The sequence below is a fragment of the Mucilaginibacter sp. P1_A3 genome (genome assembly GCF_056406855.1).
The window spans coordinates 143,573-167,005 of sequence record NZ_JBFTZJ010000012.1 but is presented as its reverse complement, the minus strand read 5'-3'; the positions used below and the strand labels follow the sequence as shown (position 1 = coordinate 167,005).

19 protein-coding genes are annotated in these 23,433 nt (G+C 43.7%); 9 read left to right on the top strand and 10 right to left on the bottom strand.

The window, feature by feature from the left end; all coding sequences use genetic code 11:
- Positions 1 to 212 precede the first annotated feature (212 nt).
- On the bottom strand, positions 213 to 1,376 hold the full coding sequence (locus AC1D0K_RS24720; RefSeq protein ID WP_477442577.1) for a FecR family protein: 1,164 nt from the start codon (positions 1,374 to 1,376) through the stop codon (positions 213 to 215).
- 76 nt (positions 1,377 to 1,452) lie between these two features.
- Positions 1,453 to 2,052, bottom strand: a complete 600-nt coding sequence (locus tag AC1D0K_RS24715; protein WP_295721522.1) for an RNA polymerase sigma factor — start codon at positions 2,050 to 2,052, stop codon at positions 1,453 to 1,455.
- Positions 2,053 to 2,281: 229 nt separating this feature from the next.
- On the opposite strand from AC1D0K_RS24715, the gene AC1D0K_RS24710 reads away from it, so the two are divergent.
- On the top strand, positions 2,282 to 3,031 hold the full coding sequence (locus AC1D0K_RS24710; protein ID WP_477391423.1) for an SDR family NAD(P)-dependent oxidoreductase: 750 nt from the start codon (positions 2,282 to 2,284) through the stop codon (positions 3,029 to 3,031).
- 71 nt (positions 3,032 to 3,102) lie between these two features.
- Complete coding sequence (locus AC1D0K_RS24705) at positions 3,103 to 3,684, top strand: TetR/AcrR family transcriptional regulator (RefSeq protein WP_295721526.1); 582 nt, start codon at positions 3,103 to 3,105, stop codon at positions 3,682 to 3,684.
- Between the two features lie 114 nt (positions 3,685 to 3,798).
- Here AC1D0K_RS24705 and AC1D0K_RS24700 read toward each other — a convergent pair whose 3' ends face one another.
- Positions 3,799 to 4,254, bottom strand: coding sequence for a hypothetical protein (locus tag AC1D0K_RS24700; protein ID WP_477441491.1), 456 nt, complete (start codon positions 4,252 to 4,254; stop codon positions 3,799 to 3,801).
- Between the two features lie 220 nt (positions 4,255 to 4,474).
- Positions 4,475 to 4,855 (bottom strand): VOC family protein, encoded by a 381-nt coding sequence (locus AC1D0K_RS24695; protein ID WP_477391425.1) that lies wholly within the window; start codon positions 4,853 to 4,855, stop codon positions 4,475 to 4,477.
- Positions 4,856 to 4,980: 125 nt separating this feature from the next.
- Between AC1D0K_RS24695 and AC1D0K_RS24690 the strand changes: the two genes are divergently transcribed.
- On the top strand, positions 4,981 to 5,664 hold the full coding sequence (locus AC1D0K_RS24690; RefSeq protein ID WP_477391426.1) for a DNA alkylation repair protein: 684 nt from the start codon (positions 4,981 to 4,983) through the stop codon (positions 5,662 to 5,664).
- 147 nt (positions 5,665 to 5,811) lie between these two features.
- The gene (locus AC1D0K_RS24685) at positions 5,812 to 6,009 is read left to right on the top strand and encodes a KOW motif-containing protein (RefSeq protein WP_477391427.1); all 198 of its coding nucleotides are present in this window, start codon (positions 5,812 to 5,814) and stop codon (positions 6,007 to 6,009) included.
- Positions 6,010 to 6,067: 58 nt separating this feature from the next.
- Here the strand turns inward: AC1D0K_RS24685 and AC1D0K_RS24680 are convergent, their stop codons facing one another.
- From AC1D0K_RS24680 to AC1D0K_RS24655, 6 genes are all read right to left on the bottom strand, one after another.
- Positions 6,068 to 7,660: a PepSY domain-containing protein gene (locus AC1D0K_RS24680; RefSeq protein WP_477441489.1), complete on the bottom strand. Its 1,593-nt coding sequence runs from the start codon at positions 7,658 to 7,660 to the stop codon at positions 6,068 to 6,070.
- Positions 7,661 to 7,669: 9 nt separating this feature from the next.
- Positions 7,670 to 9,991 carry a TonB-dependent receptor gene (locus AC1D0K_RS24675; RefSeq protein ID WP_477391429.1) on the bottom strand — a complete coding sequence of 774 codons (2,322 nt, stop codon included), beginning with the start codon at positions 9,989 to 9,991 and terminating at the stop codon, positions 7,670 to 7,672.
- Positions 9,992 to 10,131: 140 nt separating this feature from the next.
- The gene (locus tag AC1D0K_RS24670; RefSeq protein WP_477391430.1) at positions 10,132 to 10,518 is read right to left on the bottom strand and encodes a hypothetical protein; all 387 of its coding nucleotides are present in this window, start codon (positions 10,516 to 10,518) and stop codon (positions 10,132 to 10,134) included.
- 88 nt (positions 10,519 to 10,606) lie between these two features.
- On the bottom strand, positions 10,607 to 11,665 hold the full coding sequence (locus tag AC1D0K_RS24665) for an acetylxylan esterase (protein WP_477391431.1): 1,059 nt from the start codon (positions 11,663 to 11,665) through the stop codon (positions 10,607 to 10,609).
- A gap of 94 nt (positions 11,666 to 11,759) precedes the next feature.
- The gene (locus AC1D0K_RS24660) at positions 11,760 to 12,953 is read right to left on the bottom strand and encodes a winged helix-turn-helix domain-containing protein (RefSeq protein WP_477391432.1); all 1,194 of its coding nucleotides are present in this window, start codon (positions 12,951 to 12,953) and stop codon (positions 11,760 to 11,762) included.
- Positions 12,954 to 13,227: 274 nt separating this feature from the next.
- Positions 13,228 to 13,890 carry an RNA polymerase sigma factor gene (locus AC1D0K_RS24655; RefSeq protein WP_477391433.1) on the bottom strand — a complete coding sequence of 221 codons (663 nt, stop codon included), beginning with the start codon at positions 13,888 to 13,890 and terminating at the stop codon, positions 13,228 to 13,230.
- Positions 13,891 to 14,010: 120 nt separating this feature from the next.
- On the opposite strand from AC1D0K_RS24655, the gene AC1D0K_RS24650 reads away from it, so the two are divergent.
- The 5 genes from AC1D0K_RS24650 to AC1D0K_RS24630 all read left to right on the top strand — a co-directional run bounded on the left by AC1D0K_RS24650 (position 14,011) and on the right by AC1D0K_RS24630 (position 23,422).
- A complete protein-coding gene (locus AC1D0K_RS24650) occupies positions 14,011 to 14,388 on the top strand; it encodes a hypothetical protein (protein WP_477391434.1) in 378 nt (125 codons plus the stop codon).
- 236 nt (positions 14,389 to 14,624) lie between these two features.
- On the top strand, positions 14,625 to 16,769 hold the full coding sequence (locus tag AC1D0K_RS24645; protein WP_477391435.1) for a glycoside hydrolase family 31 protein: 2,145 nt from the start codon (positions 14,625 to 14,627) through the stop codon (positions 16,767 to 16,769).
- Between the two features lie 205 nt (positions 16,770 to 16,974).
- Positions 16,975 to 18,366, top strand: a complete 1,392-nt coding sequence (locus AC1D0K_RS24640; RefSeq protein WP_477391436.1) for an SGNH/GDSL hydrolase family protein — start codon at positions 16,975 to 16,977, stop codon at positions 18,364 to 18,366.
- Positions 18,367 to 18,371: 5 nt separating this feature from the next.
- A complete protein-coding gene (locus tag AC1D0K_RS24635) occupies positions 18,372 to 20,936 on the top strand; it encodes a glycoside hydrolase family 38 C-terminal domain-containing protein (protein WP_477391437.1) in 2,565 nt (854 codons plus the stop codon).
- A 134-nt stretch (positions 20,937 to 21,070) separates the two neighbouring features.
- On the top strand, positions 21,071 to 23,422 hold the full coding sequence (locus AC1D0K_RS24630) for a GH92 family glycosyl hydrolase (protein WP_477441485.1): 2,352 nt from the start codon (positions 21,071 to 21,073) through the stop codon (positions 23,420 to 23,422).
- The last annotated feature ends 11 nt before the right edge of the window (positions 23,423 to 23,433 follow it).

Below are 23,433 nucleotides of genomic sequence, written 5' to 3'. Positions count from 1 at the left end.
TAAACCGCGTATAATTATAATTACAATGCGGCAAACAAGAAGTAGAAAATTGCATACTTTTGTATGGTTTTGGGTTAGTGTACAGTTTGTTTATCTCAAGTAAGTCAAATGAGGTTGGCCCATACTATTGCCGGACAGTGTTGGTAGCACTCTCCGGTTTTTTTATGGCCACCACGGCCAGGCAGCCTCGCCGCCCGATTGATGTAGTGTATTTATTTTACGATAATCTTTCTCCCTTCTATTTTAAAGTCGACACCAGAAAACGCCAGTATTTTTAATGCCTTGGAGGCAGTCATATTTCTCGAAAAGGTTCCGGTAAATCCATCGTTGCCTGGTATTTTGCCGGCATATTCAACATCCACATCATACCATCTCCCAATTTGGCGCATTACCGTTTTAATATCGGCATTGTTAAAGTAAAATTTGCCATCCTTCCAGGCCATTACTTCTTCGGCATCAGCAACCTCTGTAACTTTAATTACCGGGGCTATTTCGTTATTGTTGATGGTGGATTGCTGCCCGGGTTTCAGCATGGCAAATGATATTCCTTTATTAACCTTTACAGAACCTTCCAGCAGTGTTGTTTTAATCAACATTTCATCGGTATAGGCGTTAACATTAAAATGGGTACCTAAAACCTCAATCACCTGTCCGGCAGCCGATACATGGAAAGGCATGGCCTTATTTTTGGACACTTCAAAATAAGCCTCGCCAGTTAGTTCCACGTTTCGTTCTTTACCTGTAAACGCGGTAGGGAACTTTAGGGATGATGCCGCGTTGAGCCAAACCTGCGTTCCGTCGGGTAATATTACCTCATACTGCCCGCCTCTTGGGGTACTTACGGTGTTATAAGTTATTTCGGTAGTTTTTTGGCCTGATAAGGCAGCTGATAAATAAGTTAGCAACCCGCTCCCTTTTTTTTGAATAATGGTTTGACCTTGTGTAGCCAGCCGGCCGTTCTTTTTATCATCCAATACCACCTTTGAGCCGTTGGCGAGGGTTAATATGGCCTTGTTGCCACCCGGTGCTATATCATTTTTAGCAATGTAGTTTGTTGTTTGTGTAGATGCCCGCCTGTTGTAATAATAAAAAGTAATAGTAATGGATAGCAGCAAAACTGCCGCTACCCATTTTAAATAAAGCGGAAAAACATATTTGTTATTTTGTGCGGGGTATTTTTGAGGTTGTGTGGTGCCTATATGGGCCAATAAGTTGGTATAGGTATCCTGTTTTATCGCCATAAGGCGGTCATGGCTTATGGATAGCTCTTCGCCATTTAATTCTTCGTACCAATTTTCAACAAGTACTTTTTCTTCGGCCGTGGCAACACCCGAATTGTATTTCGAAATCAGTTTTTTTAACTCTTGCTCTTCCACGCTATATGCTATTTATATACATATACGTTTAAGGCGCAAAAAGTACTATACGATTTTACAATTTAATTCAAATAAATTAACAGTGGAGTAATAAGGGCATGTAGCAAACCACAAAACCCACGGTAACGATAGGCGAATTGTAGTCTTTTAGGCAGGAACGCAGTCTTCCATAAGCGCTCTGGAGCTGATTTTTTACTGTTTGTTCAGATAAACCCAATTTTTCGGCGATTTCGCGGATAGAAAAGTTCTCTTCTTTCTTTAAAATATAGATTTCTTTCATTCTTGCCGGCATTTTTGTTACCTCGCCGGCAATTACAGTTTCCAGCTCCCGGTTTAACAGGAGATTTTCTGATGAAGTATCAAAAGGACTATCCACTATTGCTGCAGATTGCCTATATCTTAAGTGGATCTCGGATTTTTCAAATTCCCGCAACGTTTTATTTCGTAGGGTGCCATACAAAAATGGCAATATTTCATCGGGGCCTTTCAGGTTATCAAGGCTATCCCACAATACTATAAAAGCCTCCTGAACAAGGTCTTTAGATACGTCCTCGGCTTGCGTTTTGCGGTAAGTGTGGCGGTAAAGTTCGTCCCAGAAATTGTTAAAAGCCATCTCAAATACCTGGATCTTTTCAGACCAAACAATAGCAAGTTTATTGGAGATTGTAGCGGGCATTTAATGAATCAGCAAGTTTTTTTAAAGATACGAAATTATTAAAAAACTAAATTACAATACCGCATATACAGGAAAATCAATTAAAAACAAGCAGGAGGCGCTTAGCTTCTGCGGTATAGTTTCGTCATCTCTGACTCATAAAAAATATTAACCGGAACGTTCATTCCGAATTGAATATATATTTGCGGAACGATTATTCCAAATATAGAAAAAGTAATTAACACGCAAAATGAAAAAGTTAGCAAACAAAGTAGCTGTAATAACAGGAGCATCAAAAGGTATTGGTGCAGGTATCGCTAAAAGCCTTGCAGCAGCAGGTGCAAGCGTTGTAATAAATTATGCTTCGGCAAAAGCCGGGGCAGACCAGGTGGTTGCCGAGATCACAGCAAATGGTGGTAAAGCTATTGCAGTACAGGGTAATGTATCTAATGAAGCTGATATCACTCGTTTATTTGAAGAAACAAAAAACGCATTCGGTGCGGTTGACATCCTGGTGAATAATGCAGGTGTTTACAAATTTGGCGCTATTGGAGAAATTAACGCCGAAGATTTTCATACCCAATTTAACACCAACGTGCTTGGTTTATTACTGACTACACAAGGTGCGGTTAAAAACTTTAGTGAAAATGGTGGTAGCATTATTAACATTGGTTCTGCCGTTACTAGTATCACGCCTCCGGGAAGTTCAATTTACACCGCTACAAAGGGCGCTGTTGATGCCATTACCCATGTATTGGCAAAAGAGCTTGGCGGTAAAAAAATACGTGTAAACTCCATCAATCCGGGTATGGTTGAAACAGAAGGTACACACACAGCCGGATTTATTGGCAGTGACTTTCAAACACAAATTGTAAGTACCACACCGCTTGGCCGCATTGGTCAGCCTGATGATATTGCTGATGTTGCAGTGTTCCTTGCATCAGAAGATTCACGCTGGTTAACAGGTGAAATATTACTGGCAAGCGGTGGCGTAAGGTAATACCCCCTGCTTTACAGAAAAATAATTAAAAATGAATAGCTTTGCTTGAATAAGCAAGGCTATTCCCGGTTATGGCAAGAACGAAAGATTTTGATGAGAATGAGGTGCTAACCAAAGCAATACAACTTTTTTGGCACAAGGGGTATAATGGCACATCCATGCAGGACCTGGTGGATGGTTTGGGCATTAGCCGGTCAAGCCTGTATGATACTTATAAGGATAAACACACCCTTTTTATGAAAGCGCTGGAGAGCTATCAAAATTCCGGCGCAGCTAAAATTCAGGAAATCATCGATCATTCCGGATCTGCCAAAGAAACTATTCAAAAACTATTGGAACTTACGATAAACGATTTACTGGTTGATAAACAGCAAAAAGGCTGTTTCATGGTGAACGCCGAAGTTGAAGTAGCACCGCACGATGCCGAAGTTAATAAGCTGATATGCAAGAACGAACAACAAATGGATGAAGCCTTTTACCAGGTGATAAGGAAAGGCCAGGCCAGTGGCGAGATAAGAAACGGACAGGATGCCCGTGCATTGGCAAGATTCATATTTAATGCGGTAAAAGGCATGCAGGTAACCGCAAAATCAACTACAGATAAATCTGTTTTTGCTGACATCATCAAGCTAACCGTATCTGCCCTGGATTAAAGTAGCTGATATTCATCGCCCAACATTCGTCCTGGATTTTCAATTAATTGAATAAAAATTATAGCCTTGCTTCTTTTAATCGGGAGCAAGGCTTTTAAATTTTCATCAATTGCCTCATTTAAAATGAAGCATTGCTAGTGTTTCGCCTTTAGGTAGTTCCCGGGCGGCATAATGGAGGCTGAGCTCGTGATTGGCGTTCTTTTTTTCCAGCTGCAATAATTCTTTTACCGGTATCGTCATATTATAATCTGAAGCAGCATCGGCAAAGGCCCATTTTTTAAGGGTGTTTCCTTGCTCATCTTGCAGAACAATGCTCCGGCCGGTGCCGGGCCCCTTAACGGTGCAATGGGTATACTTAATACGCAGGTTGTCGCCCTCATTTGCTTTATCAAGTTGCAGTACTCTTAAACTAAGTGGCTGGTTCACATACTGCTTCAGAATGAGTTTATTATTCAAATAGATTTCGTAACCGTCCAGCCCAAACTTAGTGGTGAAACTAAATGCTGTTAAGCTTAATGTAATCAGCGTAAATATCTTAATAAACGCTTGTTTGAATGTGCTCTGTTTCATGACTTTAAATTTTAAATGAAAATATTTAGTGGTCCATGGAACAATATTAACCGAAAAGAAAACGCGGCAGAAAAATAGTAGAGCAACTACCAGAATAATAGACATCAGTCTTTTTATTCTTATACTCATCTACTTTTTGTGTTGTTTGTGGATATAGCGAAATCGCCCTGGGGAGAACCCAGGAGGTCGGTTAGCTGTGGGGATTTGTCTTTTTAAGTGTTCAAATATCCTGGTACCCGGTTAAAGAAAGCAGGTTGCCATCCGGGTCTTTGAACCAGGCCACTTTTGCCCCGCCGGGTGCCGTCCAAACACCTAAGCTATCCTGTTCTAAAAAGCCAAAATGCTCACAAAAGACGCCTTTGTCATTTAATGACTTGATCGTAGCGGTAATATCATCCACGTTCCAGCCCAGGGCCGTGAACGGGTGGGGCTTGAATTCCGGCACAATAGCCACGCGCAACAACGTTCCGTTTGCATCAAATTCCAGTGCATACTGGTCCTCCGATAATAATTCCAGGCCCAATACTTCGCTATAAAATGATCTGGCCTTTTCCGGCATCATGGTCGGTACAAAGGCTTTTAAGTTTTGGTTGGCAAGCATATCGCTTTTTTTAACTAAGATACCGTGTTCTGTGTAAAATCGCTGCGATAATTTTGACTTTTAAGTTAACATAATAGACACCTCATTAAAACACTTCTTGCCTAAAAACGGTAATTTCGCAAAGCATGAAACCAGCAGAATCTACCAGCCCCACCGAAGAAGTAAAAGCCCATCTTGACAGCTTCCAGGGAAACATTCCCCTCCACCGCCGTGAATCTAAACGCCCCTATACCTTTTCCGCACTGCCGTTTGGCGAACAACTGGCTATATGGGATGAACTTTGGCGCACTGCAGATCACTGGCGGACCCGGCTCCATGCTTTCTTTTTCCTGGAACGCCACCTTAAAAAAGAAACCGAACTCAGAGCCATGTGGCCCGTTATTGTCTGCTGGCAAGACCAGGTAGATGACTGGGGACTTTGCGACGCGCTGGCCAAAATTTATACCAAGATCCTCGAAATTGAACCGGCAATTTATACGCAACTCAATGAATGGAACATGGACGAAAATCCCTGGAAAAGAAGGCAATCTCTCGTCTCGCTGTTGTATTATAGCCGCACCAAAAAACAATATCTGGATTTTAACCAGATTGAGCCATTGATCACACATCTCCTAAACGATAAAGAATACTATGTGCAAAAAGGTCTTGGCTGGACCCTGCGCGAACTCCGCAATGTTTACCCGGAACAAGCCATTGCCTACCTCCAGGCGCACGTCAGGCAGATTAGTGCAATTGCCTTTACTATCGCTATCGAAAAGCTGGATGCCGAAAATATCAATAAGATCAAGGCGCTCAGGAAAGTTAAGTAATAACGATTAGTTAAAATGGCCTGTATCAACAGACTTCATTTATTGTTGATTTTCATATTTGGTGAGTGCAATTATCTGTGATTTGGGAGTTTAATTTTATTAAATTTATATTTGATACCGTGTGAATCAGCTCAAAAAATAATTGAAATGACAACTACTCCTTCAAACAAACTAAAGGACGGCGCTACATGTAAAGTCATTGGCGGTACACATGCTGGAAAATCTGGCATTGTAAAAGATATCAAAACAGGTAAAACAGGGCATGTATCCATTACGGTGGTGCAGGCAAACGGCGTGAGATTTAAAACACTTGCAAAAAATGTAGAGATTAATGAGCCTATTTAAGCCTGTTTGAAAACGTAACTAAGATAACCAGGAAAAGAATGGTGTTGGCTTTCGTTATTTAGATTTTTATTTTTCGTTTGCGCCATTTAAAGTAAAAGATAAAGCCAATAACCACCATCATAATCTGCAATGCCGCTCCTGTCATCGTACTAATGTCACGTGTGATTTTCCCACCGAAATCCATATAATGATGTTTATGGAACAAGGCAAAACTATAACCCTCGTACAATTCAACATCATTGATTTTCTTTGCCAGTACGCCGGTGGATGTTTCTACATATAACCGTTCTTTATGATTAAATGGATAATTGATCTTCCAAACCGGCAGGCGCTTATCGGTAAAGTTATACTCGTCTGTAAATTTGGTGATCAGTTGGGTAGAAACAATTTCTCCGGCGCTGTGGCCGCTTAACTTTGTGGCTAAACTTTTAGCGTACAATTCATCGCCATGGGATAGAACAGAATAATCAGCGGCATTGATATAAGTAATAGCTGCGGCCTCGGCGCTCATATCTTTCATTAAGTCTTTGCTTTTGTGATTCTTTTTAGCGCTTTGCAGGTATACCTGCCAGTAAGTTTTATCATCCAGCTGCACCAGGCTAATATTGGTTACGGGCTTCTTAACAATTGCACGCAGCTTATTTAAATCAAAATCAATAGCAGAAACTGCAAAACTATGCTGTACTGATTTTACTTCTTTTTCTTCAATCCCTAATTTGGAAAATGCGTGGTAACAGCCGCTGAAAGTAAACATCAGGGTAAACAGGGATGCGATAATTGCGGTATAACGATGATTGCGCCTTGCCTTTACCAATGGATTGCCAGGTGCCTTTTTACTTTTAGTGGCAAAGAAGATATAAATACCCATCAGCGCGGTTAAAAAGCCTAACCCTGTAAAAAATATTTCCACGAATATCCGGCCCTTGCCTAAAAAGTTGGTCCAGCCCCACGTATGCACCAGGTCAAAAAAAGCGGTAAAAGCCGCCCGGTTCTTATCCACAGCGACCCCGAAACGGTCCTGCCCGGTTTCCACATACAGACGGATATGGTCATCACGATTGAACTGTACCTTGTATACCGGCAGCAGGCAATAAATGCTTTTATACTCCTCGTCAAATTTCGTAATCAGCGAAGCGCCTTCAATTGGCGCTCCTGTTTTGTTGCTCAGTACGGTACTGGCGGCCTCACCGCAGCAATCAGCCATAGTCGACATGTCGCTCATCTGCGTTCCTGCCGGCATTTCCATAACCATTTTGCTTTTGGTTTTTTTTGGCGCCCCTTCTAAAAATAAGCGTGCGAGGTACTGTGCATACAGCCAGTCGCCTTTGGTGAGGATATTGCCGTTCTTCGCGCTGATATACTGCAGATCATATCTCCGGCTGGTTTTAACCTGGTAAAACCAATTGGTATCTATGTGTACCAGCCGAACGCTGTAAATGCTGTCGATCTTGTTTTTCTTTAACACCTCTCGCAGGCTCAATTTAACTTTACTGCTGTCAATTGGTTCCACGGGGATACTTTGAGTTTTCATGGCCGGGCGCAGGTTGGTCATGATGGGATGCATAAAGCCGCTGGTTGCCCAAAGCAGCACGGGGACCGCGATAATCAGTGAGCAGATACGGTGCCATTTATAAATGTTTTTGCGGATCATATGCTTGATTTAATGTTTTCCAAAATGATAGGCCAATCCCAGCGTGAACGCTCGGGGATCGCCCAGGTTATAACTATAAGATGCCTTTTTGTTGGTTACCGAAGCTGTAGCTAGTGTGGCGTAATAGGTATTGAATACGTTCAACGCGTTTACCCATACTTCGGCCGGGCCGAATTGATACCCCGCACGGATATTGGTTACTTTAAAACCGTTATAGGTAAACTGCTGCAGATTGTCCATATAGTATTTGCCCACCTGCTGCTCTTCCACACCGATACGGAATCCCCTGATATAATGAGGTTTGTAAATCACCTCTGCATTGCCCGTGAAATGCGGAGCATTGGCCATTTCGTAACCATTATAGGTCACGCCGCCTACCACATAGTTCACGAATTTATGTAAGGCATTGGTACCGCTCAAACGCAGGTAAAGGTCTTCTACCGGGCGGTAGCTGATACCGTATTCGATCCCTTTATGGCGGGTTGCCCCGGCATTTTGCGGCACTGTTGTGTTATCAGGCAGGCGCACATTGATAATTTCGTTGGTGCCGTTCATCAGGTAGAAACTATAATCGATATAGAGCTTATTCTGCACCAGCGACAGCCAGCCACCCAGTTCATAATTTTTAAAAGTTTGCGGCAGCAGGTATGCGCTATTGGTTGTTTTGCCAAATACCTGGGTGATCTGCGGCGGCACATAGCCTTCACTATAAGTGCCATAAAAGCCAATACCTTTGTTATTGTAGGTAAAACCAACCTTTGGCGCTACCTTGCCATAGTTTGTAATGGTGGATGGGCCGCCGGCCACTTTGGAGCCTGGCAGGGAGTTAACAAACGCATATTGGAAGGCATCATAACGTAACGCTGCAGATATGCGTAGTCCGGGCGCTATGGTAAAATCATAGTCTACATACGAACCGAAATTACTTATCACCGTATGGTAGTTGGCCAAAACCGAATCCGGGTTCAGCTTGGTATAGCTGACATAGTTGACCAGGCCGTTCTGGCTTTGCTTCTTTACCCAGATAAAATCCTGGAAATAGGATTGCGGGTCGAGTTCTGCACTGGTGCCGACGATCAGCTTACTATCGAGGAATTTAAAACGCTGAACATGCTGTAAAAATAAGCCGTAGGATTTAAAGGCATTGGTGTTGATATTGCCGCTGGCGGTATCCGGCGAGATTGGGTTTGTAGGCTTGCCGCCCATACGGTAAGTGGCGATAGAATAGGATGGATTCTGGCCAACCGAGTTATCCCGGTACATGAAAGTGGCGCTGGTACTGCCATTGGCACTCCACTGATGGCTAATGGTAGAGCGCGCCCGCAAAGCTGTTACCTTACGGAAGGTGAAAAAGGCCTGTGACGAATAATTCTTGCTGCTGAAGTGGGAGCTATCCAGGCTGCCGTACATGTCGCTGAAATAATTGATGTAAGAAACGCTGTTTGTCCAAGTGGTATTCGTGTCGATGTGGTAGTCCAGCCTGGCGGTCACTGCAGTTTTGTGAAAATCGCTGTACTGGATTGGGCCGTTGGTTTGGTTGGCATAATAGCCGCTGACGATAAAGCCCAGTTTACCTGCAGTGGCGCCGATCTGTCCGTCTACACGCTTATAGCCCCGGTTATTCAGCTGGGTGCTCAAATAACCCGAGGTATAGGCCGGCGGTGCCTGTGTGATCAGGTTAATGACGCCACCGATGGCCTCAGCACCATAAAGCGCAGATGACGGGCCTTTGATGACCTCGATATTTTTAGCAGCCGTCATATTCATTTCCAACAGTGCGTTATGGTTGAATACAGCCGAAGTGCGTAAAGGGATACCGTCTTCCAGGTATAAAAACAAATTGTTGGTGTTCATCGGCTGGCGAATGCTCATTTCGTGCTGCTCGTTACCGAGGTTCACCATGTTCACACCGCTTATTTTGTTAACCAACTGGTCAATCCGTTGTGCCTTCGTGTCCTGTATGGTCTGGCTGGATACCGTGGCGATAGCGATCGGTGCCTCGCTGCGCTTTTCGGCGGTACGGTTAGCGCTCACCACTACCTGGTTCAACTGGCTGGTGACGGGTTGTAGAGAAATCGCTAACATACTGCCCTTTACTTCGGCCAGGCGGGTTTGGTAACCAACAGAGGTGATCTTAAGTGTTTTGGCTGTTGTAGTGATCTTAAAACTGCCGTTGGTAGCAGAACTGACGATGGTATGTATAGTATCGGAAACCGTAGCGGCTGGGATAGGCTCTTTGGTAACGGCATCGAATATTTTACCGTGAATTGTTTGGGCAAAGAGATCGCCTGCGAAAAATAAAGCGCAGATAAAAAATATAATTTTTTTCATAGAAAAAATCAGGACAAACGGCGTGGGTAAAACCCTGTCAGTTTGTTTAATGTAAAAGGGAAAAAGAATGAAATAAAGTGACGACGCAATATCACGTATCAGCGTTCATGCAGCTACATTACCAGGAATGGATATATAGATTAAACGAGCTGCTTAGGCGGCCGGAAGATGGCTGACAGATAGCTGCAGCGGTATTGATAATTATAGCGGTAAAATGTGCTTTTGTGGGATTCTAAAATAACCGGTTCTATAAAAGCGAATTGGTAAGGCTCCTGGAAAAAGGAAACTTCCATTTTTGTCAGGTTATCCTTTGTTTCCTGCTTTTTTTCATTTTCTTCGGCCTGCCGGATCTTTTTCATGAAATAGCATTTTCCGTCGCAATGCAGCCAGGGCCGATTCTTATTGATACAAAGGTTTTCGGCAATATATTTATTGTTCATCTCAAAACCTGCATAGACGAAGAAGAGCGAGCAGTTGGAACTGATCAGCGCGGCAAGAAGACATATTGCGGTTAACCTTTTGAGCATTGCCGCAAAGGTAAAATAATTTTCTAACTCATATTATTTAAGTTCTCCATCTTCATTTAATATATTCTCGGGCGGCACTAAAACAATGCTATAGCCATTTGCTAAACCAATCCAGCGTCATTTTAAAATGTTCAGGCGTTGAGGTATGGAATAGTTTTGGGGTTACATCACGGCTAATTTTATCGGTCGCTTTTTTAGAAGTGTAAGCCTGTATGGCCGATGCATAGGCGATGTTTGCGCCAGGTAAAGGACAATTCGGATCATTTTCGGTGCCGACAACCAACAGTGCCCGAGGTGCCATGAGCCTAAGCAAAGATGGACAGTCAAATTCACCAGTAATATTAGGCAGCAATTTATCCCAAACCGCTTTCACATTCCGTTTATTTAAAATCGAATCACCGAGGTCTTTTGCAGCCTGTATATGTGTGCCCTGGATAGTACCCGCGCGTGCTTGCCATTTATCATTATCTAAGGACCATTTGAAGCTTTGCACAGAAATATCCAGCACAATCACTTTTATTCGCTTGTCTACCGATGCTGCAAGCCATGTTTCAATGCCACCCATGGAAATGCCGCCCATGCCAATACGGCTTGGGTTTACATCCGGCCTGCTAACCAGGTAATCCGTTACCCGCCACAAATCAAAAGCGGTGTCAAATAAAAAGGGATGGGTTTGGTGAGTCTCGTCTTTGTTTTCCCAGGCTGCGGCAGCAGCAGCCACGTATTCCTTTGAACCGTGCGCACCTCCTGCAATTCGTTCGCCGTGAAAGCGGGCATCAATAGAAACACCCATGATGCCTCTTTTAACCAGTTGATACAGTATATTTTTGTTGTCCTCTTTTTTACCACCGGTGCCGTGTAAAAAAATAACCGCGGGGTATGATTTAGCTCCTGTAACCGGTTTATAAATCAGGATGGGCACCCGTTCGTTCTTTTCGCTGTAAATAAAACCATGCTCAATTATAACAGAATCTGTTTTGGTTACTTCGAAAGCGGGGTTTAACGGAACGCGTGGCCTTTCCAACAGCTTTTTAAAATCAGCGGCTACCTGATCTGCAGGAGGGTAATTTATTTGCTGCGCAAACGAAGTCAACGCACACAGGGATAATACAGCGGCGGTGCAAAATACCTTGATCTTAAACAACATATTGGGATAGATTTATGGATACAAGGTACAAAACATAGCGCTTAATCATTGTAACAATATGAATATGACAGGGGAGGGGCGGGCAGAACCAGATTTACCGGAAAGCCCGGGCGATAGCTTCCAGGTAAACCGGGTGATTTGATTTTTTAAGGTCAATGTCCCGGCATTGGTTGAACCGCACGAATGCTTTGAGTGCTTCTGTAATTCTCCCGAGCATAGCTTCGTTCAGTTCCACAGCCTCGAAGTGCAGGTTATGGACGATTAGCAGCTTTTGTTTCCGGTCGGCCTTGGCGTCCATCCGGGCAACAAAGGTATCGCCCAGCAGTACCGGCAGGCAGAAATACCCGTACTTCCGTTTGGCGGCGGGCACAAAACATTCAACCTGGTAATCGAAGCCGAAAAAATCCCTTAACCGGTGACGGAAAACATTCAGGATATCGAAAGGGGAAAGGATGAAAGCCTCTCCTGCTAATTCGATAGCTGTTGGCTGACCGGGCAGCATATAGAGCGGCGCGCTTTTCAACCCTTCAACCAGCACGGTCTGTAGTTCGCCTTCTTCAAGCATCCTGGCCAGTTCCTGTTTCACAAGGTTTCCTTTAACGAAACGGGCGCGCCATGCCATCTCTTTCGCGTAGGCAATACCGAGTGCGCCCAGGGTACGCCGGATAACGAAACGCGCGTATTCCTCTGCTGTGGGTAATGCCAAGTCTGTATCTGCTGGTACCAGGTTCAAGGGCTGGTCATATACCTTGTGAAAAGCTTTGGTACGGGTTATCATTAGTTTTCCTTCCAGGTATAAGTGTTCAAGAGCCACTTTGGCTGGCCGCCAGTCCCACCAGCCGGAGCTGGCTTCCTGCCGGTCGTTTTCAAAGTCGCCTACCATCAGGGGGCCTTCACGCTCCACCCGGTCGAGCACCTGCTGCATGAGCCGGGTCTCCGCGGGTGTCTGGGGTTTCCTATTGCGAAGGAAGCTTTCCTTTACGGGCAGCGAAAAGCGAAAATCAGGCATCGGGAGGTAACCCGCGTCGGAGGTAAAATATTCAAAGATGCTTCCGTCTGCTACCAGCTCCGCCAGCCAGCCCGGCTCATAGTCCGGGATGCGCGCGGCCATCACGTGGTGATGTGCCCGTTCTACCACATAATTGGTATCAAGCTGTACAAAACCCAGGTGGTCAATCAGTCGGTAAACTGCATCAATGCCAGTTCCAAACTGTGCCTTTTCGGCCAGTCCGGCTGCGTGCAGGATGATCTTACGGGCTTGCAACGCGGAAAGCAGTATTGGTTCCATGGCAGCAAAATAACGAAATGTTTCGGCAGTCAGTTAGTTTTGATTTTGTTCAACCTGTTGATCAGGCGTGCCCTGGTGACGGTGTCAAACAGAAGTACTCATGACCGCTGCGGAGTACCTTCGGTGATAGGCTTTCAAAGGTATTTATCGCAAAATGGCTACACGGCCACTCCGCATGTATATATCAGTTATATAATAAGCTAAACACATTAATTCGACAAGGTAATGCTCTGCTGATATAATTTTGATGGCGCAATGCTCCTTAGCAACTGGGTTAATTCAATCTCGAATTATCGGCATTCCTTATTTTATCCATCACATAGTTTACAACCACGTCACACCGTACCAGGTTAAACTCAAAGAGTTGTTGCGGTTGCCAATATTCATTTAACTCCGTACGCAACAGTTCTTTTGCGCGGGTCAGCCTTATTTTAACGTTGGATTCGCCAATCTCTAAAGCTTCCATCGTTTCACTGGTACTCATGCCCTGTACTTCGCGCATCACAAATACGGTTCTGTATTTCTCCGGTAATGCGGATACCGCCTTTTCTAATAATACCCTTAATTCTTTATTCATAAGGTTGTCTAAAGGGGTTTCACTTTCATAATCTTTGTAGTTATTTTCCATCAACGTTTTTTCCAGTTTCAACTTTCTTTTTTTACGCAACAGGCTTTCATTTATTAATATCCGGGTGAGCCAGGTGCCGAAGCTGGAATGATGCTTGAAATTTGATAATTGCCTGTATGCGTTCAGGTAGGTGGTTTGCATAATATCCTCCGCTTCCTGGTCATCATTAATAATTGACATGCTGATCCTGTATAAGCGTTCATTAAACTTGCGCATCAACATCTCATATAAATGCGTTTGTCCATTTAATATCTGTATCACAATTTCCTCGTCACTTAAAATCTTACTTATTGGCATGGCTGAATTCATTTGCACTAATTTACTATTAATAGAGTATCCGGCTTTTAAAGGGTTACAAAATCACGATAAATATATTTTGTAACCCTTTTTTTATAGCCAACCTCTAATGGGTATAAATTCAAAATGATTATGGAAACTCAAACAAAAAACGTTCAAACATTATTAAAATTTACTTATGGCTTAGTACCTATTGTTGCCGGGGCCGATAAGTTCACCAACCTGTTAACCGATTGGTCGCATTATCTCAGCCCAACGTTAAAAGGTGTGCTACCTTTCTCTGATCATGATTTTATGATGATTGTTGGCGTCATCGAAATTATAGCCGGCATATTGGTGTTCCTGAATCCTCAAAAGGGGGCATACCTGGTTAGCGCATGGTTGGTGCTTATCGCATTAAGTTTGTTAGTTGGTGGAAACTACCTTGACGTAGCTGTTCGCGATTTAGTAATGGCCATAGGTGCTTTTTCTCTTGCTAAATTGTCTGCACCTGCCGGCTTAAAAAATTAAATCAGGGAGATTTATACGGTTATAATTTTAAGTTTTATTAAGTCACATAACTACTGTTAGTCGCATTGTTGAGATGGAATATTTAATTCTTTTATTTATTTTACTGTATTAGTGACAGTTTTAATGCATTTTTATGATTATTTAGATATTAAAGGAGATTTTAAATTCGGTACCTTACCGGCTATTTTGGCCGTTGGTACAAAAAAAGATCACCTTTATCGTATAATCAAGCTGATATGAGCAAACAGACCATCGCAACAATTATTCTGGGACTATTTTTCCAGTTGGCCCTTACCAAAACTTACGCCCAGTTAACCAATCCTGCGCCCGGGGTACAAAAAATATCTGCTGGTCAACCAGACAAATTTACGCCATATAGTTTTTGTGAAGAGTTACCCATGACGTCGGCTCTTGGTGAGTTGCCTGCCGGGAAACTGCCGTTTGCTGTTAGCGACATTAAAATAAGCACAAACGATAGGGGGGTGATTGTAGAGATTCCCCTTGACGATAAGGAACAGCTCTATGGTTTTGGTTTGCAGCTGGGCTCATTTAACCAGCGTGGATTAAAAATCAAACCTATCGTTAACGATAACCCTTTAAACGACCTTGGCTATACCCATGGCCCCACAACCTTCTATGTATCTAATAAAGGTTACGGAATTTTGATCAATACATCGCGTTATACCACTTTTTACTGCGGAAGCACGACCAAATTGAATGATGGTAAAAGTGTGGATACTGAACGCAAGGACGGCAATTCTGTAGAAGAGTTGTACAAAAACAATAACCAGGAGCTGGGTAATGTAACCGTCGATATCCCCGGTGCCAAGGGTATGGAGGTTTTTATTTTTGAAGGTCCTGAGCTGAAAAATGTCCTGCAGCGCTACAATCTGTTCGCAGGCGGTGGTGCTTTGCCGGCAATTTGGGGCCTGGGAGTTAAATACAGGGTAAAAGCTGATTTTAACCAACAGCAGGTGATCAAGATGGCCGACTATTTTCGCAATAACCACATCCCATGTGATGTTTTGGGCCTCGAACCCAAATGGCAAACCGCGGCATATTCCTGTTCATATGTTTGGGCTAAAGATTTTTTCCCCGACCCTAAAACATTCCTCGCTGCTATGACAAACAAAGGCTTTCATGTAAATTTATGGGAACACGCCTTTGTATCACCCGTATCTCCGCTTTATGAACCTTTGAAAAGGAAAGCCGGAAACTACCTGGTTTGGAACGGACTGGTGCCGGATTTTGTAGATACTGGTGCAAGGCGTATTTTCGCCGGTTATCATAACGAAACCTTTATAAAACAGGGCATCTCCGGTTTTAAAATGGATGAATGCGATAACTCAAATATCGCTTTTGGAAGCAATGCCTGGAGTTTTCCGGAGCTTAGCCGGTTCCCGTCGGGTATTGACGGAGAACAGATGCACCAGCTTTTTGGATTGCTTTATCAAAAAACAATATTTGATATCTATAAAAAATCAAATCAGCGTACATACCTGGATGTGCGGGCCTCCAATGCTTTCGCATCATCCTATCCGGCCGCTTTGTACAGCGATTCCTATGATCATGACCAGTACATCAAATTGATCCTGAATTCCGGGTTTTCCGGAATGATTTGGTCCCCGGAAGTAAGGGAATCCAATTCAATAAAGGATTTTATGCGCCGCAGTCAAACTGCAGTACTGTCTGCACAAACCTTATTTAATTCATGGTACCTGAAAAATCCACCCTGGTTGCAGATCAATAAACAAAAGAACAATGCCGACCAGTTGATGGATAATGCAAAAGAGGTGGAGGCAGATATCCGTAAACTGTTTGAATTTAGAATGAGCCTGATTCCCTACCTGTATAATGCTTTTGCCGAATATCATTTTAAAGGGATACCGCCATTCAGGGCGCTGGTGATGGATTACCCGGAGGATAAGAACACTTTTAATTTATCTGACGAGTATATGATTGGGAGCGGAATACTGGCTGCACCGTTAACAGAAAAAATGGACGAAAGAAAAGTTTATTTACCGGCAGGCACCTGGTACGATTTTAATACCAATCAAAAATACGAAGGCGGAAAAGTATATACTATTAAACCAAGCCTTACTCAGTTACCAATTTTTATCAAAGACGGCACCATATTGCCATTGGCCAAACCCGTTGAACATGTAGCGGAGGATACCAGGTTTGAGATCACCTGTTTTGTGTATGGCGATCATAAAACGGCGGGTTCATTATTTGAAGATGATGGAGTAACTTTTAATTATGAAAGAGGAAATTATAATGCGATCAATTTATCCTGGAACAAAAATAAAGGAGCAATAAAACGCAGCGGACCATTTAAAAATACCAGGTATGTCATAAAAAAATGGGTGCTCATAAACTAAAAGGAAGCATTAAAAAACTTATTAGCCTTTCGTCGCAATGATCAAATTAGATTAAACGGTTTATGGGAAGCCATATTCCGTTTAATCTAATTCTCCCAAACAGTCATCTATTTATCTATTAAAAAATTTGCTAAATCGATTTATTTAATGTTGATTTGCTAAATCAATTTAGCTTAAATAAGTACAAATCTATTTGTCCAATTAAATGAGAAACTATTTTTATAGCTTTTTACTGCTGTGTGCTTTTGCCGCGCCTGTAACTGCACAAACGGTACAGCCTTTTAACCAGGGCGATAGGGTGGTGTTTACCGGTAATAGCATTACCGATGGGGGGCATTATCACTCCTATATCTGGTTATATTATATCACGCATTTTCCCAATCGCAGGATAACAGTTTTTAATGCCGGGATTGGCGGCGATGTATCCCGGCAGATGCTGGAGCGCATGGATAGTGATGTATTTGCAAAAAAGCCAACCGTTATCACGCTTACCTTCGGAATGAATGATACAGGTTACCAAAACCTGAAAGGGGCCAAAGCCGACTCAACCTATGCCGTCAAAGTAGCGGAATCATTAAAAAGTTTCAGGCTGATAGAGGATAAGTTAAAGCAACATCCCAACGTACGGAAGATTATGATCGCTTCATCACCTTATGATGAAACCGCTAAAATCACGGCAACACCGCTAATCGGTAAAAATACCGCCATGCTAAAAATAGCTGCCGATCAGCAAAGTACTGCCTCAAAAAATAACTGGGATTTTGTTGACCTCAACCGCCCGATGACCGCCATTAATTTGCAGCAGCAGCAAATCGATTCTACCTTCACCATGGAAGGCAGCGACCGGATCCACCCAACCAACGACGGACAAATGGTGATGGCCTACCTGTTTTTAAAAGCCCAGGGGCTGGCAGCAAAAAAAGTAGCCAACATGGTGATCAATGTAAATAACAAAAAGGTTACCCTTACCGAAAATTGTATCATTACCACCCCGGTAATTAACACAAACCATATTAAATTCAATTACCTGGCCAACTCATTGCCTTATCCAATGGATACCATTGCAAGCGGTTTTGGCAGGCCCGCAAAACCCCAGTCTGCGGTGTTAAAACTGTTACCGTTTACCAATGAATTTAACCAGGAGCTTTTGCAGGTTATAGGGCTAAAGGAGGGAGTAAAATATTCACTTAAAATAGATGGTGAACCCATAGGCACCTGGAACGCCGCCGACTATACCCAAGGCATCAACATGGCCTTAATAACAAGCACACCCCAATACCAGCAGTCGCTGGCTATTATGCACCTGAACGAAGAACGCTGGACGATTGAACGCCGGCTGCGCGAATATTATTGGATGCATTACTCCATCCTGAAACCTAAAGGGCTGTTATTTAATGATGGACAGGCTACTTTAGATTCATTGCAGCGATATGCTAAGAAAGATTTTTTTGTGGCAGTTACCGTACCCACTTATCAAAAGGCCCGGTTTAAGCAAGTCCGTGATGCCTGGCAAAAAGAGATAGATCTGCTTACCGAGGAAATGTATCGCATTAACAAGCCAGTTAACCATATTATTGAGATAACCGCAGCCAAATAACTCCCATGAAACTGAAAACCATTTTGATAAGCTTAATGTTGGTAAGCGGCGTTGCTGCCAGCTCATTTGCGCAAACGGCCTGGTACATAGATGGATACCATGGCGGTATCTGGGGCCATTATCCCGACTGGAACACCCGGTTCATGGCAGATATGTTAAAAAAGAACCCCGACTGGAAAATCAACATCGAGTTGGAGCCCGAAACCTGGGACAGGGCACAAGTTGTAGACCCTGCCGCCTATGCCGATTTTAAAGCTTTGTTTACAGATCAAACCCTTACCGGCCGCATAGAGTATGTAAACCCCGAGTACGCCCAAAGCTACAATTACAATATCTCTGGCGAGAGTATTATCCGCCAGTTTGCTTATGGCATTAAAAAAATCAAGGCACATTTCCCAGAAGCGGTGTTTACCTCTTCTTCATCCGAAGAGCCTTGCTTTACCAGTGCGTTGCCACAGATATTAACCTCGTTTGGCTTTAAATATGCTTCGCTTAAAAATCCTAATACCTGTTTTGGCGGCTATACCCGCGCCCATGGCGGTGGGCTGGTTAATTGGGTTGGTCCGGATGGTACGGGCATTATAACTTCGCCCAGGTATGCAGTTGAACAGTTAGCACCAAAATCGACATGGCAAACCATTGCCTGGGAAAACGCGGCCTATTACATCAACGCAGCTTACGCAGATGGCGTTAAACACCCCGTTGGGATGACTTTACAGGATGCCGGCTGGAAGGGCGGTCCATTTATCGGCAATGGCGATAAAAATGGCGTACACAGCATTTATACTACGTGGCGTAACTATTTTGCAAATGTTGCCCGGGGCGATGCCCGGCCGGATTGGAAACTATCTCAGGAAGACATACTGGTGAGCCTGGTTTGGGGTTCGCAGGTTACGCAGCAAATTGCCCAGCGGGTGCGTGCTTCCGAAAACAAGATCATCCAAAGCGAAAAACTGGCTTCAATGGCAAAGATCTACGCAGGTAGCAGCTATCCCCAGGCCGATTTTGATGCCGCCTGGCGAACGCTTTTGCTATCGCAGCACCATGACTGCTGGATAGTGCCCTACAACGGCAAGCCCGGCGATACCTGGGCCGATAAAGTGAAAAGCTGGACGGCGTTTACCAATAATAAGAGCGATAGCATCAGCAACGTTTCTACTTCACTGTTAAATAAAAATGAAGGTGATTATATCACCGTTTATAATACACTCGGGATCAGGCGTACAGAAGTTGTTCAGGTTGATCTTCCTGAAAAATTTACGGCTGAAAACACGAGTGTTTTTGATCGGAATGGTAAACAGGTAGCAGTTCAGTTTATTCCGGCTGCTGGTCAGCAAAAAGCAAAAATAAGCTTCAAAGCAACCGTGCCTTCAATGGGCTATGCCGTTTATCAGTTTAAAGAATTAAAAAGCGCCATTTTAAAAGGTGCTCATATTGCCATACTGGCTAATGGTGATTATCAGCTTGAAACAGATTTATACCGCATCATTATTGATCCGGCGAAGGGTGGCATCATTAAAAGCCTGTTGGCCAAAACTATGGCTAACCAGGAGTTTGTAGATAAAGCAAACGCCCGTAGTTTTAACGAGTTGCGCAGTAATTTTTATAATGACGGCGGTTTTAAATCGAGCAAAGACAATCCTGTTAAAATAGAGATCATAGAAAATGGTCCCATCAGTATAAAACTGGCCATCAAGGGAACTATTAATGGCAGCGATTATACACAGGTCATCGCCATGAATGAGAGTGCGCCACGTATTGACATAAACCTGAACATCAACTGGAAAGGTAACCCCGGTATAGGGGAGGGCATTAAACCGGGCACCTACAAATGGGAATTGCCTGCAAAGCCATTTTATGATGAGAGGAATAAGTTACTGGCTTTGTTCCCGCTTAACTTCAAACACCAAAAAGTATATAAAGATGCACCTTTTGACGTTACGGAAAGCAAACTGGATAATACCTTTTATACCCGCTGGGATAGCATTAAAAACAATGTGATCCATACCTGGGTAGATGTTACCGGCGATAACGATAAATACGGAATGGCGCTGCTTACCGATCATACCACCAGTTATGCCCATGGTAAAGATTATCCTTTGGGTTTGGACATCCAGTATTCAGGTATGGGTTTGTGGGGAAAAAACTATACCATTGATGGGCCTACAGAAATTCATTATGCATTGATTCCACACCCAGGTAAATGGGATCAGGCTGGCATTTGGGCAGGTGCCACCCAATGGAACGAGCCTTTGGCGGTGCGCGCGGGCAAGCCAGGTGAGATTAACAATACATCATTGATCAGGACGGACGATAAGGACATTGAGATTACCTCGGTACAATTTGATGGCGATGATATGCTGGTGCGTTTTTTTAATGCTGGTGCAGGCAAAGCTATTAAAGCTATGTTTAATTGTAGCGCTGATAAAGCCCAACTGATGGAATTGGATGGCAGGGTTAAACAGGTTTTGGCTTTAATTAAACAAACTACCGGCGATAATGCGTTGACTTTCAATATTCCAAAGTTTGGAATCCGCACATTGCGGCTCATCAATGCACGCAAAATATAAGCGATATGCATCCAACAAAATATTTGTAAAATTTATTGTACAATATTTTGCTAAATCGTTTTTATTAAATAATTTGGACGATAATTACCAATTATAAATAACCGCTTCTTAAAACATACTTCAGGGATTAAAAGATGACCAATACTAAACGGGCCGTTTTTGTGGCTTTGCCGGGAAAAAAACATTTCATTGTGCTGTTAACTGCTGCATTGTCTTTTGGTACAACTGCGCTGAAAGCACAAAACCCCGCCACCTACGTAAATCCTTTTATTGGAGCCAGTACCAGCACGGCAGATGCAGGCACTTACCATGGTCTTGGCAAAACTTTTCCGGGCGCTACTACGCCCTATGGCATGGTGCAGGTTAGCCCAAATACCATAACCGGCGGCGACAATGGCCCTGGTTACAGTTACGAACAAACCAGTATTGAAGGGTTTGCGATGACCCAAATGAGCGGAATAGGCTGGTACGGCGATCTGGGTAACTTTTTGGTAATGCCGACCGCCGGCAAATTATATACAATAGCTGGTAAAATGGATGGATCGGTAAAAGGATACCGATCTGCCTATGATAAAAAGACCGAAAAAGCATCCGCCGGATATTACAGCGCATTGCTGACAGACCATCATATTAAAGCAGAGATGACCGCTGCCCCCCATAGCGGCATGCTGCGCTTTACTTTTCCGCAAGGCAGCGATTCCCGCGTTCAGATAGATTTGGCACGTAGGGTAGGGGGCACATCTACATTACAGTATATAAAGGTAGTTAACGATCATAGTATTGAGGGTTGGATGAAATGTACACCCGATGGTGGCGGCTGGGGCAACGGAGATGGCCACGCCGACTATACCGTTTATTTTTATGCCGAGTTTAGCAAGCCACTGAAAGATTTTGGCGTTTGGAGCGCCGATATCCCCGACGACTGGAGCCGTAAACTGGACGATGTAACAAGTACCAAATACCTGGACAGGGTTGCCCAGGCCGAAATACTAAAGGGCGCAAAAGAGAAACAAGGAAAGCACCTGGGTTTTTATACTCAATTTGCTACCAATGCCAATGAACAAGTGCTGCTTAAAACAGGCATTTCTTTTATCAGTATCGCCGGAGCAAAAAATAATTTAAACACCGAGATCAAGGATTGGAACTTTGATGGGGTACATCAAAAAGCCGTTGCCTTATGGAACAAAGCTTTAACCAAGGTAAATGTTCAAGGCGGTACACCCGAGCAAAAGACAGTGTTTTATACCGCGCTTTACCACACCATGATAGACCCGCGAATTATAAGCGATGTGGATGGTAAATATCCTGGTGGCGATGGCCAGGTGCACCATGCCGTAAATTTTAGCAAGCGCACCATATTTAGCGGCTGGGATGTGTTTCGCAGTCAAATGCCTTTGCAAACTATCATCAATCCCTCATTGGTTAATGACGAGATTAATTCACTGGTAACCCTGGCACAGGAAAAGAAAATGAATTACCTGGAACGCTGGGAAATTATGAACGCCTACAGCGGCTGCATGATTGGTAACCCAGCCGTATCTGTAATAGCCGATGCCTATGCCAAAGGCATCCGCAATTATAACGTGCCCGAGGCTTATCGCTTATCCGTAGGATCGGTTGAGAAATTTGGTAATGGCGATAAGGGCTTTAGCGGTGGCGATTTGAGTTTATCACTAACCCTGGAATATGCCTATACCGATTGGTGTGTAGGCCAATTGGCCAAATGGCTGGGTAAAACCGGCGATGCTGCTAAATACACACAGCGCGGACAAGCCTACAAAAATGTATTTGATGCCGAAAAAGGCTGGTACAGGCCAAAAGATGATAATGGTAACTGGAAAACCTGGCCCGATTCGGCAAGAACCAAACAATGGTATGGTACTATTGAAAGTAACCCGTACCAGCAAGGCTGGTTTGTGCCGCAGGACGTAAAAGGTATGGCCAAAATGATGGGCGGCTACGAAAAAACCATAGCTGACCTGAATAACTTTTTTGAAAAAGCGCCGGATAACATGATGTGGAATGATTATTACAATCATGCCAACGAGCCGGTGCACCACGTGCCTTTTTTATACAATCACCTGGGTGCGCCATGGCTTACTCAAAAGTGGACGAGGGAGATCTGTCGCCGGGCTTACCACAACTCGGTTGAGGGTTTAGTTGGTAACGAGGATGTGGGCCAGATGTCGGCCTGGTATGTGTTGGCTGCAAGCGGCCTACACCCGGTTTGCCCCGGCGATACCCGGCAGGAAATTACCAGCCCGGTATTTGATAAAGTGGTGTTAAAGCTAGATCCTAAATATGCCAAAGGCCAAACATTTACTATAGTAGCCCTCAAAAACTCGGCGGCTAATGTATATATCCAAAGCGCAAGGTTAAATGGTAAACCATATAACAAATGCTATTTGGATTTTAAGAATATCGCGGCTGGCGGCACACTGGAATTAACGATGGGCAGCAAGCCAAATAAAAACTGGGGAATTTGATGGGACATGTA